We start from the raw sequence: 15,057 nt of genomic DNA, 5'->3' as shown, positions 1-15,057 counted from the left end.
TCAAGCCTCGCGCGCGGCCGCGTCCTTGCCTTCGCCGCCGCCGCGGGCCACGGCGCGCATGATGGCCGCCGCCAGCGCGGCCGGCTCCACCGGCTTCGCCAGGTAATCCGTGAAGCCGGCCTGCAGCGCCTTGGCGCGGTCGTCCTGGCGCGTGAACGCCGTCAGCGCGATGGCGGGAATGCCGGCCGTCGCGGCGCGGCGGCGGATGCGCCGCATCATCTCGAAGCCGTCGACTTCGGGCATGCCCACGTCGCTGACGATCACGTCCGGCACCTCGTGCTCCAGCAGGGCCAGCGCCGCGCCGGCGCTCGGCGCCGTCATCGTGGCGGCGCCGCTGTACGCCAGGATCTGTTCCAGCACGTCGAGCGTATCGGGCGCGTCGTCGACCACCAGCACCCGTACGCCGGACAAGTCGGCCAGGTCGCCCCTGGCCGCCGGCGCGACGGGCCGCGTCCCCGCCACCGGCACCACGGCCGCCGGCTGGCGCGCGAGCGGCAGGCGCACGGTGAAGGTCGTCCCCGCCTGGGGCCCCGCGCTGTCCACGGCGATGGTGCCGCCGTGCAGTTCGACGAGCTGCTTGGCGATCGACAGCCCCAGTCCGAGGCCGCCGTGCTGGCGCGAGATCGACGCGTCCTGCTGGCGGAAGCGGTCGAACACGTAAGGCAGGAAATCGGCCGCGATGCCGATGCCGGAATCGATCACGCGGATCACGGCCTCAAAGCCGTCGCGTCCCAGCAGCACCTGCACGCTGCCGCCCGACGGCGTGAACTTGACCGCGTTGGCCAGCAAATTCCACAGCACCTGCTGCAGCCGCCCCGGATCGGCGCTCACCTCGAGCGGCAAGGCCCCCACCCCGCGTCCCAGGTCGGCGCGCAGGGCAATCATCTTGGCCGCCGCGGCCGGATGCACGGTGCCCAGCGCGGCCTCGATGATCCGGGCCGGATCGACCGCCTGCACGTCCAGGCGCACGGTGCCGGAAATGATGCGGCTCATGTCGAGCAGGTCGTCGATCAGCTGGCCCTGGGCGCGCGCGTTGCGTTCGATGGTCTCGAGCCCGCGCCGGAGGGTCGCTTCGTCCTTCACGCCCCGCTGCAGCATGCCGGCCCAGCCGAGGATCGCGTTGAGCGGCGTGCGCAGCTCGTGCGACAGCGTGGCCAGGAATTCGTCCTTCAGCGCGGACAGGCGCTCGGCCTGGTCGCGCGCGATGCGCTCGCGTTCGAGCAGTTGCTGGCGTTCGGCCGCCGTCGCCTGCGACATCGCGAGGATGCGCGCGTTCGCTTCCAGCCGGGCTTCGAACACGGACGCGATGAGGGCGAGGCCGAGCACGCAGAACGTGGCCAGCACGACGAGCGTGGCGAGGCTGTCGCGGTGCACGCCGACGCGCGCCGCCATGCACACGCTGTCGTCCGGGAAGTTCGCGGCCGCCATGCCCGTGTAGTGCATGCCGACGATGGCGCAGCCCATCACGACGGCGGCGCCGATGCGCGGCACCCACACGTCCGGCGTGCTGCGGCGCAGCCGGAAGGCGATCCACAACGCCAGCGCCGACGCGCCGACGGCGATCAGCACCGACAGCGCGAACAGCAGCGGGTCGTACACGATGCCCGGCTCCATGCGCATGGCGGCCATACCCGTGTAATGCATCGCGTTGATGCCGATGCCCATGATCAGGCTGCTGACGCCCAGGCGCACGGGCCCGAGGTTCGCGCGGCTGACCTGCCACAGCGCGAGTCCGGACGCGCCGATCGGCAGCACCAGGGAGACGAGGGTGATGGGAACGTCGTAGGCGATCGGAATCGGCAGGCGGAACGCCAGCATTCCAACGAAGTGCATGGCCCAGATCCCGGACCCCATCGCGATCGCGCCGCCCAGGATCCAGGCGAACTTGGTGCGTCCGGCGGCTTCCGTCACCCGGCCAGCCAGGCTGAGCGCGGAATAGGACGCGACGATCGCGACGAGGATGGAAGTCAGGACCAGCGGGGTTTCATAATATCCGGTCAGCATCGTCGACGCGCATGAGTGGCAAAACGCAAGGACATGACGATCCTTGCGGCCCCGAGGGCTTTGGCCACACAGTATGCTACCGCCGCCCGTCTTCGGCCAGAATAGTAACAGGAAATCGCATTTTGTTACCGGTGCGCAACAATTCCAGCCGACACGGGTCAGGCGCCGGCGGCGACGCCGGCCCGCTCCAGCATCGCGTGCAGCAATACGTTGCAGCCGGCTTCCAGGTGCGCCGGCTGGGCGTCTTCGATCTCGTTGTGGCTGATGCCATCCTTGCACGGCACGAAGATCATGCCGGCGGGCGCGAGCCGCGCGACATAGATGGCATCGTGGCCGGCGCCGGACACGACGTCCATCGTCGAGTACCCCAGCTTGTCCGTGGCGGCGCGCACGGCGTCCACGCAGTCCGGGTGGAACGGGCAAGGCGGGTAGTAGGACACGCGCTCCAGGTCGATGCCCAGGCCCGTCGCGCGCCGCGTGCGCTCGATGAACGCTTCGATCTCGCCGTGCATCGTGTTCAGCAGGTCATCCGTCACGTTGCGCAGGTCGATGCTGAACTTGACCCGGCCGGGAATCACGTTGCGGCTGTTCGGGAAGACCTGCACCATGCCCACGGTGCCGCGGCCGTACGGCGGATAGCGGTTCGCGATCGCTACCACTTCCTGCATGATGATCGTGGCCACCTGCAGCGCGTCGCGGCGCAGGTGCATCGGCGTGGGGCCGGCGTGCGCCTCCATGCCGGTCACCGTGCAGTCGTACCACGACAGGCCCATGACGGCGGGCACCACGCCGATCACCTTGTCCGCATCCTCGAGCACGGGCCCCTGCTCGATGTGCGTTTCGAAATAGGCGCCGATGGGGTGCATGCCCGGCGCTTGGGCGCCGCGGTAGCCGATCCGTTCCAGTTCCTCGCCGACCGACTTGCCGTCGACGTCGCGGGCGGCGTACGCCGTCTCCAGGCTGAACGCGCCGCAGAACACGCCGGACCCCATCATCACGGGCACGAAGCGCGAGCCTTCCTCGTTGGTCCAGAACGCGACTTCGATCGGCGCTTCCGTGCGGATGCCGCGCTCGTTCAGCGTGCGCACGACTTCCAGCCCGGCCAGCACGCCGTAGTTGCCGTCGAACTTGCCGCCGGTCGGCTGGGTGTCGATATGGCTGCCCGTGACGACCGGCGGCAGGGCCGGATTCGCGCCCTCGCGGCGCATGAACACGTTGCCGATCGCATCGACGGTGACGGCGAGGCCCTCGGCCTGCGCCCACCGTACGACGAGGTCGCGGCCCTGGCGGTCGAGGTCAGTCAGCGCGAGGCGCTTGACGCCGCCCTTGTCGGTGGCGCCGATTTGCGCGAGTTCCATCAGGGAGGCCCACAGGCGGGTGCCGTTGATGCGCAGGTCGTTCATGGTTTGCTCTCCGGTTGAATAAGCCACGTCGTTCCCGCGAAGGCGGGAACCCAATTTTGTTCGCATCGCGTGAACGCATGCAAAACTTGGGTCCCCGCCAAGGCGGACGGCCAGTCCGGGGACGACGTTCATATGCTGCTGGTGAATGCGGGCCGTTCAACATATCGCCCTGCGCCCCGCTCCGCACGCAGATCCCCATCCGCATACACGAGCTTCCCCGCCGCCACCGTGTGCGTCGGGATGCCGCGCACCGTGCGGCCTTCGAACACGTTGAAGTCGCCCTTCGAATGCTGCGTCTTCGCCGACAGCGTGCGCGTGCCTTGCGGGTCCCACACGACGAGGTCCGCATCCGCGCCCACGGACACGGAGCCCTTGCGCGGGTAGATGTTGAAGATCTGCGCCGCGTTCGTCGACGTGATCTTCACGAATTCGGATGGGCTCAAGCGCCCCGTGTTCACGCCGGCGTCCCACACGACGGCCATGCGTTCTTCCACGCCGCCGCAGCCGTTCGGGATGCGCGTGAAATCGTCCGCACCCATCCCCTTCTGGCCGGCGCAGAAGGTGCAGTGGTCGGTCGCCGTCGTGTGCAGGTTCCCGCCCTGCAGGCCCTGCCACAGCGCGGCCTGGTGGTGGCTGGAACGGAACGGAGGGCTCATCACGTAGGCGCGCGCGACTTCGGGGTCGGCATGGCGGTAGACGCTGTCGTCGATGACGAGGTGGCCCGCCAGGGCCTCGCCGTACACGCGCTGGCCGCGCGCGCGGGCGCGGGCGATGGCGTCCAGCGATTCGGCGCAGGACACGTGCACGATGTACACCGGCGTGCCGAGGACGCCGGCGATGGCGATCGCGCGGTTCGCCGCCTCGGCTTCCACCGCGGGCGGGCGCGACAGCGGATGCGCTTCCGGCCCGCGGATGCCCTTCGCCAGCAGTTCGCGCTGCAACTGGTACACGAGCTCACCGTTCTCCGCGTGCACGGTCGGGATCGCGCCCAGTTCGAGCGCGCGGCGGAAGCTGTTCACCAGCGTCTCGTCGTCGGCCATGATGGCGTTCTTGTACGCCATGAAGTGCTTGAAGCTGTTCACGCCGTGCTCCTTGACGAGCGTGCCCATGTCTTCGTGCACCGAGTCGTCCCACCACGTGACGGCCACGTGGAACGTGTAGTCGGCCGCCGCCTTTTCGGCCCAGCTGCGCCACGTGTGGAACGCGTCCATCAACCGCTGCTTCGGATCGGGGATGACGAAGTCGATGATCGTCGTCGTGCCGCCGGCGAGGCCCGCCGCCGTGCCGGTATAGAAATCGTCGGCGGTGACGGTGCCCATGAACGGCAGCTGCATGTGCGTGTGCGGGTCGATCCCGCCCGGCATCACGTACTGGCCGCCGGCGTCGACGACGGTCGCGTGCGCGGGCGCTTCCAGGTTCGCGCCGACGGCGATGATCTTGCCGCCCTCGGTGAGGACATCGGCGCGGAAGGCGCGGTCGGCGTTGACGACGGTGCCGCCACGGATCAGGATGGTCATGGTGTCCCCTTGTGCAAAAGGATGCTTCAGTCGAGCGAACGGGCCGGATGCAGCGCCGGCGCCGCCCTGCCCTTCATCATGAGGCGGTACACGAGCGCGGAAATCGCGATCCCGACGAACCAGGCATAGGTGTACAGGGTTTTGAAACCGGCGTCCACGTCCGGGAACGATTCCGGAAACGCCGCGTTCAGGAAGCCCGGGATATTCGGCAGCACGCCGGCGGCGAACGCCACGATGGCCGCCGGGTTCCAGCCGTTGCGATAACCGTAGATGCCGTCGTCCTTGTACAGTTGGTCGACGGCGAGTTCCGTGCGGCGGATCAGGTAGTAGTCGACGATCAGCACGCCGGCGATGGGCCCCAGCAGCGCGGAATAGCCGATCAGCCACGTGAAGATGTAGCCCTGCGTCGATTCGAGGATCTTCCACGGCATCATCACGAGCGCGATGCCGGCCGTGAGGTAGCCGCCCGTGCGGTACGAGATGTGGCGCGGCGCCAGCGCGGAAAAGTCGTAGGCCGGGCCGACGAGGTTCGCGGCCAGGTTGACGCTGACGGTGTCCACGAGCAGCACGATCAGCGCGATCAGCACGGCGGCCCCGGTCATGCGGCTGGCCAGGTCGACCGGGTCCCACAGCGCCTTGCCGTACAGGACGACGGTGGCCGACGTGACGATGACCGCGAGCGCGGCCAGCAGGCCCATCGGCACCGGCAGGCCGATGGACTGGCCCAGCACCTGGTCGCGCTGCGTGCGCGCGAAGCGGGTGAAGTCGGGGATGTTCAGCGCGAGCGTGGCCCAGAAGCCGACCATCGCCGTCAGCGACGGCCAGAACGTGGGCCAGAACTGGCCCGCCTTCTTGCCGCCGTCGACGAATTGCGAGGGCGCGGCCAGCAGCGGGCCGAAGCCGCCGGCCTTCTGGTACACCCAGCCGAGCAGCACGAAGCAGATCAGGATCTTGAGCGGCGCAGTGTACGTCTCCAGCTTGCGGATCGAATCCATGCCGTGCACGATGAACCAGAACTGGATGGCCCAGAACACGATGAAGCACAGCAGCTGCGCGCCGTTGATGCCCAGGCCGGCGAGCTTGTCGCCGCCGATCGCATGCCCGGCCAGCACGCCCAGCAGCGTGTAGATCATGCTGCCGCCGAACCACGTCTGGATGCCGTACCAGCCGCAGGCGACGATGGCGCGCATCAGCGCCGGCAGCCGCGCCCCGCGCGTGCCGAACGCGGCGCGCGCCAGCACGGCGTACGGGATGCCGTACTTGGTGCCGGCGTGGCCGATCAGCAGCATCGGCAGCAGCACGATGGCGTTCGCGAGGAACACGGTGAACACGGCCTGGTAGGCGGACATGCCGGCCTCGATCAGGCTGGCCGACAGCGTGTAGGCCGGGATGCACATCACCATGCCGACCCACAGGGCGGCGAAGTGATACCAGCGCCACGTGCGCTGCGCCGCGCTCGTCGGCGCCAGGTCTTCGTTCCACAGGTCCTGGTTCGTTGCGGGGTCGATGCTCATCGGGGCGGTCTCCATCGGTTGCGGTGCAATATTAACTACGCGTCGTCCAATGTTACCTCCGCCCGCGGATTCCGTGGGTCCTGCGTCCAGTTCATGTAGGGCTTGCCCGTCTCTTGCGGCACCATGGTGATGCACCCTTCGACCGGACAGGTGATCTCGCACAGGTTGCACCCCACGCATTCCTGGTCGATGACCTCGTAGCGCCGCGCATTCCCGTCGACGATGCGCGCGACGGCCTGGTGCGACGTGTCCTCGCACGCGACGTGGCAGCGGCCGCACTGGATGCATTTGTCCTGGTCGATGCGCGCGATCACCTGGTAATTCATGTCCAGGTATTTCCAGTCCGTCGTATTGGGCACGGCCTTGCGCGAGAACGCCGCGATGTTCTCGTACCCCTTGCCGTCCATCCAGCGGGATAAACCGTCCTTCATCTCCTCGACGATGCGAAAGCCATGCAGCATCGCGGCGGTGCACACCTGCACCGAGCCGGCGCCCAGCGCGATGAATTCGGCCGCGTCGCGCCAGTTGCCGATGCCGCCGATGCCGGAGATCGGCAGGCCGCGCGTGACAGGGTCGCGCGCGATCTCGGCCACCATGTTCAGCGCGATCGGTTTGACGGCCGCGCCGCAATAGCCGCCGTGCGTGCTGGCGTTGCCGACGGCCGGGAACGCGACCATGCGGTCGAGGTCCAGGTGCGTGATCGAATTGATCGTGTTGATCAGCGAGACGGCATCCGCGCCGCCCGCCAGCGCCGCGCGGGCGGGTGCGCGCACGTCGGTGATGTTGGGCGTCAGCTTGACGATCACCGGCAGCCGCGTGTACATCTTGCACCAGCGCGTGACCTGCTCGATCAGGTCGGGCTGCTGGCCCACGGCCGCGCCCATGCCGCGCTCGGGCATGCCGTGCGGGCAGCCGAAGTTCAGTTCGATGCCGTCGGCGCCCGTCGCCTCGACGAGCGGCAGGATCTCGCGCCACGGCGCTTCCTCGCACGGCAGCATCATCGACACGACCAGCGCGCGGTCCGGCCACGCCTTCTTGACCGCCGTGATCTCGCGCAGGTTGATCTCCAGGCTGCGGTCGGTGATCAGCTCGATGTTGTTGAAGCCGATGACCTCGCGGTTCTTGCCGTGCAGCGCCGAGTAGCGCGACGACACGTTGACGGCTGGCGGGTCCTCGCCCAGCGTCTTCCACACGACGCCGCCCCAGCCGGCCTCGAAGGCGCGCACGACGTTATAGGCCTTGTCGGTCGGCGGCGCGGACGCCAGCCAGAAAGGGTTCGGCGACTTGATGCCGCAGAAATCGATGCTCAGGTCGGCCATCATGCCTCCGCTTTGGAAAGGATGTCGTCATGGATCGCCAGCGCGGCCAGCTTGCCGTGCTGGACGGCCTGCACCGTCAGGTCCTGCCCCGGCGCCACGCAGTCGCCGCCCGCGTACACGCCCGGCAGCTTGGTCCTGAATCGCGCGTCGACGTGGATCTTGTCGCCATTGCGTTCAAGTTCGCTCGCGAGCGGATCGGACAACGCGTCCGCGTCCATGTGCTGGCCGATGGCCTTGAACACGGCGTCGGCCGCGATGTCGACGAAGGCGCCCGTGCCGGCCAGGCGGCCGTCGATCATCCGCGTCTCCTCGAAACGCATGCCGCGCACGCGTCCCGCGTCGTCCAGCAGCACCTCGAGCGGCGCCGCCCACGTGCGGATGCGCACGCCGTTCGTCTTCGCGATCTCGATCTCGTGGCCGGTCGCGCTCATCGCTTCGAAGCCGCGGCGGTAGACGAGCGTGACCTCCTCCGCGCCGAGCCGTCCGATCTGCACCGCCATGTCGACGGCCGTGTTGCCGGCGCCGATCACGATGGCGCGCTTCGGCACCGGCAGCGCCGCGAGGTCGGCCGCCTGGCGCAGCGTGGCGATGTAGTCGACGGCGGCCGCGAGGCCCGGCGCATCCTCGCCCGTGAGACCGAGCCGGCGGCTCGCACCGAGTCCCAGGCCGAGGAACACGGCGTCGTAGCGCGTGTGCAGGTCCTGCAGGTGCAGGTTGCCGCCGAGGACGCGGCCGTACTGGATCTCGATGCCGCCAATCGACAGCAGGAAGTCGACCTCCTGCCGCGCGAAGTCGCCCGGCAGCTTGTACTTGGCGATGCCGTATTCGTTGAGGCCCCCGGCTTTCTCGCGCGCTTCGAACACGACGACGTCATGGCCCAGCATCGCCAGCCGGTGCGCGCACGACAGCCCGGCCGGGCCGGCACCGACGACGGCGATGGTCCTGCCGGTCGACGGCGCCCTTTGGAACGGGTGGTCGGCGAACTGCGCGGTGTCGATGGCGTGGCGCTGCAGCAGGCCGATCTTCACGGGCTGGCCTTCGGCGTCGTGGTTGCGCACGCAGGCGTCCTCGCACAGGATCTCGGTCGGGCACACGCGCGCACAGCTGCCGCCGAAGATGTTCTGCTTGAGGATGTTGACGGCGGCGCCCTCCACATTGCCTTCGTGGATGTTGCGGATGAAGCTCGCGACGTCGATGCCCGTCGGGCAGGCGCGGGTGCAGGGCGCGTCATAGCAGTACAGGCAGCGGGCGCTTTCGATGGCGGCCTGGCGCGCCGTCAGCGCCGGCGCGAGGTCCGTGAAGCGCTCGGACAAGGCACCGTGCGTGCCGGTGGCGGGCGGCAGGTGGTGGAGTGACTCGATCATTTGGCATCCCTTTTATACGTGGAGACTCAACCAACGTCGCCCCTGCGGAGGCAGGGGCCCAATTTTGCAAGCGCTGTCGAGATGCTGCGAACTTGGGTCCCCGCCTGCGCGGGGACGACGGTTCATTTCATTTGCGGGAACGCGAACTCCACCCCGCTGCTGGCCGTATTCGGCCAGCGCTGCATGACGGCCTTGTGCCGCGTATAAAACCGCACGCCCTCCGGCCCGTACGCGTGGTGGTCGCCGAACAGGCTTTTCTTCCACCCGCCGAAGCTGCTGAACGCCATCGGCACCGGCAGCGGCACGTTCACGCCGACCATGCCCACCTGTACCTGGCGCACGAACTCGCGCGCCACGCCGCCGTCGCGGGTGAACACGGCGACGCCGTTGCCGTACTCGTTGCGGTTGATGAGGGCCAAAGCGCTGCCGACGTCCGGCAGGCGCACGACGCACAGCACGGGCCCGAAGATTTCTTCCCGGTAGATCGACATCGATGGCGTCACGTGGTCGAACAGGGTACCGCCCACGAAGAAGCCATTGGCGCGCTCCGGCACCGTGAAGCCGCGGCCGTCGACGACCAGGGTCGCGCCCTGCTCCACGCCTTCGCCGATCAGCTTTTCGATGCGCTGCTTGGCCGCGAGCGTGACGACCGGCCCCATCTCGGCGCCGTCCGCCATGCCGTCCGCGATTTTCAGGGCGCGCGTGCGCTCGGCCAGCCGCGCGACCAATGCATCGCCCGCGTCGCCGATGGCCACCGCCACCGAGATCGCCATGCAGCGCTCGCCGGCCGAGCCGTAGGCGGCGCCGATCAGCGCGTCGACGGCCATGTCCATGTCGGCGTCCGGCATCACGACCATGTGGTTCTTGGCGCCGCCCAGCGCCTGCACGCGCTTGCCGGCGGCGCTGCCGCGGGCATAGATGTACTCCGCGATCGGCGTCGAGCCGACGAAGCTGACGGCCTGGATGTCCGGGTGATCCAGCAGCGCGTCGACCGCGCCCTTGTCGCCCTGCACGACGTTGAACACGCCGTCCGGCAGGCCCGCTTCCTTGAGCAGCCGCGCGTGCAGCAGCGACGCCGACGGATCGCGCTCGGACGGTTTCAGGATGAACGTATTGCCGCACGCAAGGGCGACGGGGAACATCCACATCGGCACCATCACCGGGAAGTTGAACGGCGTGATACCGGCAACGACGCCCAGCGGCTGGCGCATCGACCACGCGTCGATGCCGCGCGCGATCTGGTCCGTGAATTCGCCCTTGAGCAGGTGCGGAATGCCCACCGCGAATTCGACGACCTCGATGCCGCGTGCGACTTCGCCGCGCGCGTCGGGCAAGGTCTTGCCGTGTTCGCGCACGACCAGCGCCGCGAATTCGTCCGTGTGGCGCTGGCACAGTTGCAGATAGTTGAACAGCACGCGGGCGCGGGCCAGCGGCGGCGTCGCGGCCCAGGCGGGAAAGGCTTGCGCCGCCGCGGCGACGGCCGCGCCCACGTCGTCGCCGCTCGCGAGCGCCACGCGCGCGCAGGGCTCGCCCAGCGCCGGGTTGTAGACGTCGGCGAACCTGCTGCCACCCTCCGTCACGCGGCCGCCGATAAAGTGATTGATCGTTTCCATGGTCTCTTTCAGTCGAGGTTTCAGTCGAGGTTCTTCAGGACGGCGGCCAGCTTGCCGAGCAGTTCGTCGATATGTTTTTTCTCCAGCACGAGCGGCGGCGACAGCGCGATGGTGTCGCCCGTCGTGCGGATCAGGATGCCGTCCGCGAACGCCTGCTTGAACGCGGCGAAGGCGCGGGCACCCACCTTGCCGGGGATGCTTTGGAGCTCGATGCCGGCGACGAGGCCGATGGTGCGGATGTCGATCACGTGCGGCAGGCCGCGCAGGCTGTGCACGGCGTCTTCCCAGTACGGCTGCAGGGCCCTGGCGTTTTCCAGGACGCCCTGCTCCTTGAAGACGTCCAGCGTCGCGATCGACGCGGCGCACGCCAGCGGGTGGCCGGAATAGGTATAGCCGTGAAACAGCTCGATGCCGGCCGGCGCGTCCATGAAGGCGTCGTGGATGAATTTTTTCGAGAACACGGCGCCCATCGGCACGACGCCGTTCGTGAGGCCTTTCGCCGTCGTCATCATGTCCGGTTCGACGTCGAAGTAGTCGACGGCGAACGGCGTCGCCAGGCGGCCGAAACCCGTGATCACTTCGTCGAAGATCAGCAGGATGCCGTGCTTGCTGCAGATCTCGCGCAGGCGTTTCAGGTAGCCCTTGGGCGGCACCAGCACGCCCGTGGAGCCCGCGACGGGTTCGACGATGACGGCGGCGATCGTCGAGGCGTCGTGCAGCGCGACGATGCGTTCCAGCTCGTCGGCCAGCTCGGCGCCGTGTTCCGGCTCGCCGCGCGCGAACGCATTCTGCGCGAGGTTGTGCGTGTGCGGCAGGTGGTCCACGCCCGGCAGCAGCGGGCCGAAGGACTTGCGGTTCGGGCCGATGCCGCCGACGGACAGGCCGCCGAAGCCGACGCCGTGATAGCCGCGCTCGCGCCCGATCAGCCGGGTGCGCCCGCCCTCGCCGCGCGCCTTGTGGTAGGCGAGTGCGATCTTGAGGGCGGTATCTACGCTTTCCGATCCGGAATTGGTGTAGAACACGTGGCCGAACTTGTGGTTCGTATAGTCCATCAGGCGTTCCGCCAGGTCGAAGGCGGCCGGGTGGCCCATCTGGAACGTGGGAGCGAAGTCGAGCTGGCCGACCATCTCGCTGACGGCGGCGACGATCTTCGGCTGCGCGTGGCCGCAGGGCACGCACCACAGGCCGGCGGTGCCGTCCAGCACGGCGTTGCCGTCGACGTCCTTGTAATACATTCCTTGCGCCGAGACGAGCAGGCGCGGGTGCGCCTTGAAATCGCGGTTGTTGGTGAATGGCATCCAGAAGGATGACATCGATTCGGGTCTAGACTCGTTCATGCGACTCCCCTTGTGAATTCAATTGCGGGTTGGCAAACGCCCGCACGTACGTCCACGGCTCGTTGGCATTTCGCGTGGGCTCGGGGAGCCCACCCTACGGCAATCATGTCGGTAGGGTGGGCTCCCTGTGCCCACGCGGACGTTTGCGGTCCGTTGGCGTGCAAGCATGCGCGCAAAAATTTACCAACTGGCAAAAACAATGATGCAATAATAGACAGCAGGACAACTGTGGCACATATACACAATCTGCAAATACGGCCAACCGTACTGGTAGCATAACCTGCACAGTTTTGAGTGTAGCGCGATGGAGTGGCGATGGAAGCAACGGAAAAGAACGGCAGCGGCGACGGGTCCGGGTGGCCCGTGCTGGCGATCGACCGCCAGCGCCGCGGCAGCCTGGTCGACCAGATCGTCGCGGCCATCGCCGGGATGGTAAATCGGCGCACGCTGCCCGCCGGGACCAAGATGCCGTCGGTTCGACAATTCGCAAAAGTGAACGGCGTCAGCACCTTCACGGTCGTCGAATCGTATGACCGCCTGCTGCATCTGGGCCTGCTCTCGTCGCGCCGCGGGTCCGGCTTTTTTGTCGCGCGCGGCCTTGACGCCCCGGCGCAACAGGCCTGCCTGCCCGCGGCGGCCAGCGTCGTCGACACGCTCACGCCCGACCTGTATTCCGGCCAGTCGGATGCGCTGCCCGTCGGCGCCGGCTGGCTGCCGCCCGAGTGGTATGGCGAATCGACGATCCTCGATGCCGTGCGCCACGCGATGAAGATCCCGGCCGGCCGCCTGCGCGGGTACGGCCACCCGCTCGGCTTTCCCAGCCTGCGCCAGCATCTCGCGGCCACGCTGTCGGGCGAGCTGTGCGCGGTGGAGCCCGAGCAGATCCTGCTGACGCACGGCGCCACCCACGCGTTCGACCTCGTGCTGCGGACGCTCACGCGGCCGGGCGACGTCGTGTTCGTCGAAGATCCCGGCTACGGCAACCTGCTCGCGCTCGTGCGCCACCACGGCTGCGAGGCAGTCGGCATCCCGCGCGGCGCGCACGGCCTGGACATGGAAGTCCTCGCGCGCGAGGCGCAGGCGCGCCAGCCCAAGCTCATGTTCGTCAACACGGTGCTGCAGAATCCCCTCGGCACGTCGCTGTCACAGGCGCAGGCGCACCGGCTGCTGGCGCTGTCCGAGCAATTCGATTTCTGGCTCGTCGAGGACGACATCTACCGCGAACTGGCGGCGCGCGGCGAGTCGTCGCTGGCCGCGATGGACGGGCTGCGCCGCGTGATCCGCATCGGCAGCTTTTCCAAGACGCTGTCGCCGGTGCTGCGCGTGGGGTCGATCTGCGCATCCGCCTCGCTGCTGCCGGAACTGGTGCGGGTCAAGATGCTCACCGGCCTCACGACGTCCGAAGTGAACGAGCGCGCCGTGTACGACGCCGTCAGCAGCCGCGCCTACCGCAAGCAGGTCGAGCGCCTCGTGCTGCAGCTCGACGGCGCGCGCGAACGGGCGCTGGAACGCCTCGGCGACGCCGGCCTCGTCCCGCTGGCCAGGCCGCGCGGCGGCATGTTCGTCAGCGCAGGGTGGACGCAACCCGGGCCGGACGCGCGCCGCAACGGCCGCGCCATCGCCGAACGCGCGCTGCGCGCCGGCATCCTGCTGGCGCCGGGCGAATTCTTCACGCTGCAGCCGCCCGCCAGCGCGTGGTTCCGCTTCAACGTCGCCTATGCCTTCGAGCCCGTCCTGCTCGACTTCCTGCGTTCGATCCGAGGAGATCCGCCATGAGCACCACCATGAGCCCCGCCGCCGTCAAGCGCCGCGTCGGGCACCGCGTCAGTCACAGAGACCGGGTCGAAACCGCGATCCTGGGCGAGGCCGTGCGCCTGTTCGCCGAATGCGGCTACGAAGGCACGTCGATCGCGACCGTCGCCGAACGCGCGGGCCTGTCGAAGCAGAACCTGATGTACTACTTCACGACCAAGCAGGCCCTGTACCAGCGCGTGCTCGACAACGTGCTGGACGACTGGCTCGCGCGCATGGCCAGCCTGGCCGATCCGGCCGGGAACCCGGGCGACGTCCTGCGCGCCTACGTGCGCGCGAAGCTGCAATTCTCGCGCGAGCAGCCGCTCGCCTCGCGCGTGTATGCGATGGAAGTGATCGGCGGCGCCAAGCTGTACGCCGACCAGATCCGGCGCCGCGTGATCCCGCTGCTGCGCGCCGACATCGCCGTGTTCGAGCGCTGGATCGCGGAAGGAAAAATCGCGCCCGTCAATGCCACCCACCTGCTGTTCGCCGTCTGGGCCATGACGCAGTCGTACGCCGATTTCGCCGCCCAGATGACGCTCGTGCTCGACCGCGATTCGCTGCAACCGTCCGACTTCGACGACGCCGAACGCCTGATCACGGGCATGGTGCTCGCCGCCGTCGGCCTCCAGGAGAACCCATGCCCACCTTGAGCCCCATCGAATTGTGCACGGCGCGCCTGAAGCTGCGCTGGATGGATGAACGCGACGTCGACGCGCACTACGCCGTGTTTTCCGATCCGGACGTGGCGCGCTACTGGAGCAGCGGCCCGTGGACGTCATTGGACCAGTCGCGCGACCACATCGCCGCCACGCAGGCCGCGTATGCCGACAGCAGCGGACTGCGCCTCGGTATCGCGCTGGCCGGCACGGGAGAATTGATCGGCAACGCCAGCCTGCACCGCTTCGTGGACGGCAGCCGGCGCTGCGAACTGGGCTATGCGCTGGCCCGTGCCCACTGGGGCGCCGGCTACGTCAGCGAGGCGCTGCGGGCGCTGCTGAACCACGGCTTCGCGGCGCTCGACCTGAACCGCATCGAGGCCGACGTCGACCCGCGCAACGCCGCCTCGGCGCGGGTGCTGGAAAAGCTCGGGTTCCGCAAGGAAGGCTTCATGCCGGAACGGTGGATCGTGCAGGGCGAACCGGCCGATACGGTGTATTACGGCCTGCTGCGCCGGTACTGGAACGGGTGA

General features: G+C 68.4%; 11 protein-coding genes. 3 read left to right on the top strand and 8 right to left on the bottom strand.

What is annotated here, in order from left to right; genetic code table 11:
• From ACEN9Q_RS02130 to aptA, 8 genes are all read right to left on the bottom strand, one after another.
• The gene (locus ACEN9Q_RS02130) at positions 1–2,004 is read right to left on the bottom strand and encodes an MHYT domain-containing protein (protein WP_495627206.1); all 2,004 of its coding nucleotides are present in this window, start codon (positions 2,002–2,004) and stop codon (positions 1–3) included.
• A gap of 158 nt (positions 2,005–2,162) precedes the next feature.
• Entirely contained in the window at positions 2,163–3,407 is a 1,245-nt protein-coding gene (locus tag ACEN9Q_RS02125; protein ID WP_495627205.1) for a Zn-dependent hydrolase, read from the bottom strand.
• Positions 3,408–3,535: 128 nt separating this feature from the next.
• Positions 3,536–4,924: a dihydropyrimidinase gene (gene hydA, locus ACEN9Q_RS02120; protein WP_495627204.1), complete on the bottom strand. Its 1,389-nt coding sequence runs from the start codon at positions 4,922–4,924 to the stop codon at positions 3,536–3,538.
• 26 nt (positions 4,925–4,950) lie between these two features.
• Complete coding sequence (locus ACEN9Q_RS02115; protein WP_495627203.1) at positions 4,951–6,438, bottom strand: NCS1 family nucleobase:cation symporter-1; 1,488 nt, start codon at positions 6,436–6,438, stop codon at positions 4,951–4,953.
• Between the two features lie 35 nt (positions 6,439–6,473).
• Positions 6,474–7,757 carry an NAD-dependent dihydropyrimidine dehydrogenase subunit PreA gene (gene preA / locus ACEN9Q_RS02110; RefSeq protein WP_495627202.1) on the bottom strand — a complete coding sequence of 428 codons (1,284 nt, stop codon included), beginning with the start codon at positions 7,755–7,757 and terminating at the stop codon, positions 6,474–6,476.
• Positions 7,757–9,121 (bottom strand): NAD(P)-dependent oxidoreductase, encoded by a 1,365-nt coding sequence (locus ACEN9Q_RS02105; protein ID WP_495627201.1) that lies wholly within the window; start codon positions 9,119–9,121, stop codon positions 7,757–7,759. The genes preA and ACEN9Q_RS02105 overlap by 1 nt, the downstream gene beginning before the upstream one ends.
• Positions 9,122–9,243: 122 nt before the next feature.
• Complete coding sequence (locus ACEN9Q_RS02100) at positions 9,244–10,734, bottom strand: CoA-acylating methylmalonate-semialdehyde dehydrogenase (protein WP_056438700.1); 1,491 nt, start codon at positions 10,732–10,734, stop codon at positions 9,244–9,246.
• Positions 10,735–10,754: 20 nt separating this feature from the next.
• Complete coding sequence (gene aptA / locus ACEN9Q_RS02095) at positions 10,755–12,071, bottom strand: omega-aminotransferase AptA (RefSeq protein WP_495627200.1); 1,317 nt, start codon at positions 12,069–12,071, stop codon at positions 10,755–10,757.
• Between the two features lie 315 nt (positions 12,072–12,386).
• On the opposite strand from aptA, the gene ACEN9Q_RS02090 reads away from it, so the two are divergent.
• From ACEN9Q_RS02090 to ACEN9Q_RS02080, 3 genes are read left to right on the top strand one after another with little or no spacing between them, the layout of a single operon-like run.
• Entirely contained in the window at positions 12,387–13,847 is a 1,461-nt protein-coding gene (locus ACEN9Q_RS02090) for an aminotransferase-like domain-containing protein (protein ID WP_495627199.1), read from the top strand.
• Positions 13,844–14,518 (top strand): TetR/AcrR family transcriptional regulator, encoded by a 675-nt coding sequence (locus tag ACEN9Q_RS02085; protein WP_495627198.1) that lies wholly within the window; start codon positions 13,844–13,846, stop codon positions 14,516–14,518. Before ACEN9Q_RS02090 ends, ACEN9Q_RS02085 begins: the two co-directional genes overlap by 4 nt.
• Positions 14,506–15,057, top strand: coding sequence for a GNAT family N-acetyltransferase (locus tag ACEN9Q_RS02080; RefSeq protein WP_495627197.1), 552 nt, complete (start codon positions 14,506–14,508; stop codon positions 15,055–15,057). The genes ACEN9Q_RS02085 and ACEN9Q_RS02080 overlap by 13 nt, the downstream gene beginning before the upstream one ends.

Source organism: Massilia sp. Masssp93 (genome assembly GCF_059491295.1).
This window is presented reverse-complemented; position numbering and strand designations above follow the sequence as displayed.

Coding starts and splice junctions, on each gene's coding strand:
- ACEN9Q_RS02130 (WP_495627206.1), bottom strand. CDS start 2,004: ATGCTGACCGGATATTATGAAACCCCGCTGGTCCTGACTTCCATCCTC.
- ACEN9Q_RS02125 (WP_495627205.1), bottom strand. CDS start 3,407: ATGAACGACCTGCGCATCAACGGCACCCGCCTGTGGGCCTCCCTGATG.
- hydA (WP_495627204.1), bottom strand. CDS start 4,924: ATGACCATCCTGATCCGTGGCGGCACCGTCGTCAACGCCGACCGCGCC.
- ACEN9Q_RS02115 (WP_495627203.1), bottom strand. CDS start 6,438: ATGAGCATCGACCCCGCAACGAACCAGGACCTGTGGAACGAAGACCTG.
- preA (WP_495627202.1), bottom strand. CDS start 7,757: ATGGCCGACCTGAGCATCGATTTCTGCGGCATCAAGTCGCCGAACCCT.
- ACEN9Q_RS02105 (WP_495627201.1), bottom strand. CDS start 9,121: ATGATCGAGTCACTCCACCACCTGCCGCCCGCCACCGGCACGCACGGT.
- ACEN9Q_RS02100 (WP_056438700.1), bottom strand. CDS start 10,734: ATGGAAACGATCAATCACTTTATCGGCGGCCGCGTGACGGAGGGTGGC.
- aptA (WP_495627200.1), bottom strand. CDS start 12,071: ATGAACGAGTCTAGACCCGAATCGATGTCATCCTTCTGGATGCCATTC.
- ACEN9Q_RS02090 (WP_495627199.1), top strand. CDS start 12,387: ATGGAAGCAACGGAAAAGAACGGCAGCGGCGACGGGTCCGGGTGGCCC.
- ACEN9Q_RS02085 (WP_495627198.1), top strand. CDS start 13,844: ATGAGCACCACCATGAGCCCCGCCGCCGTCAAGCGCCGCGTCGGGCAC.
- ACEN9Q_RS02080 (WP_495627197.1), top strand. CDS start 14,506: ATGCCCACCTTGAGCCCCATCGAATTGTGCACGGCGCGCCTGAAGCTG.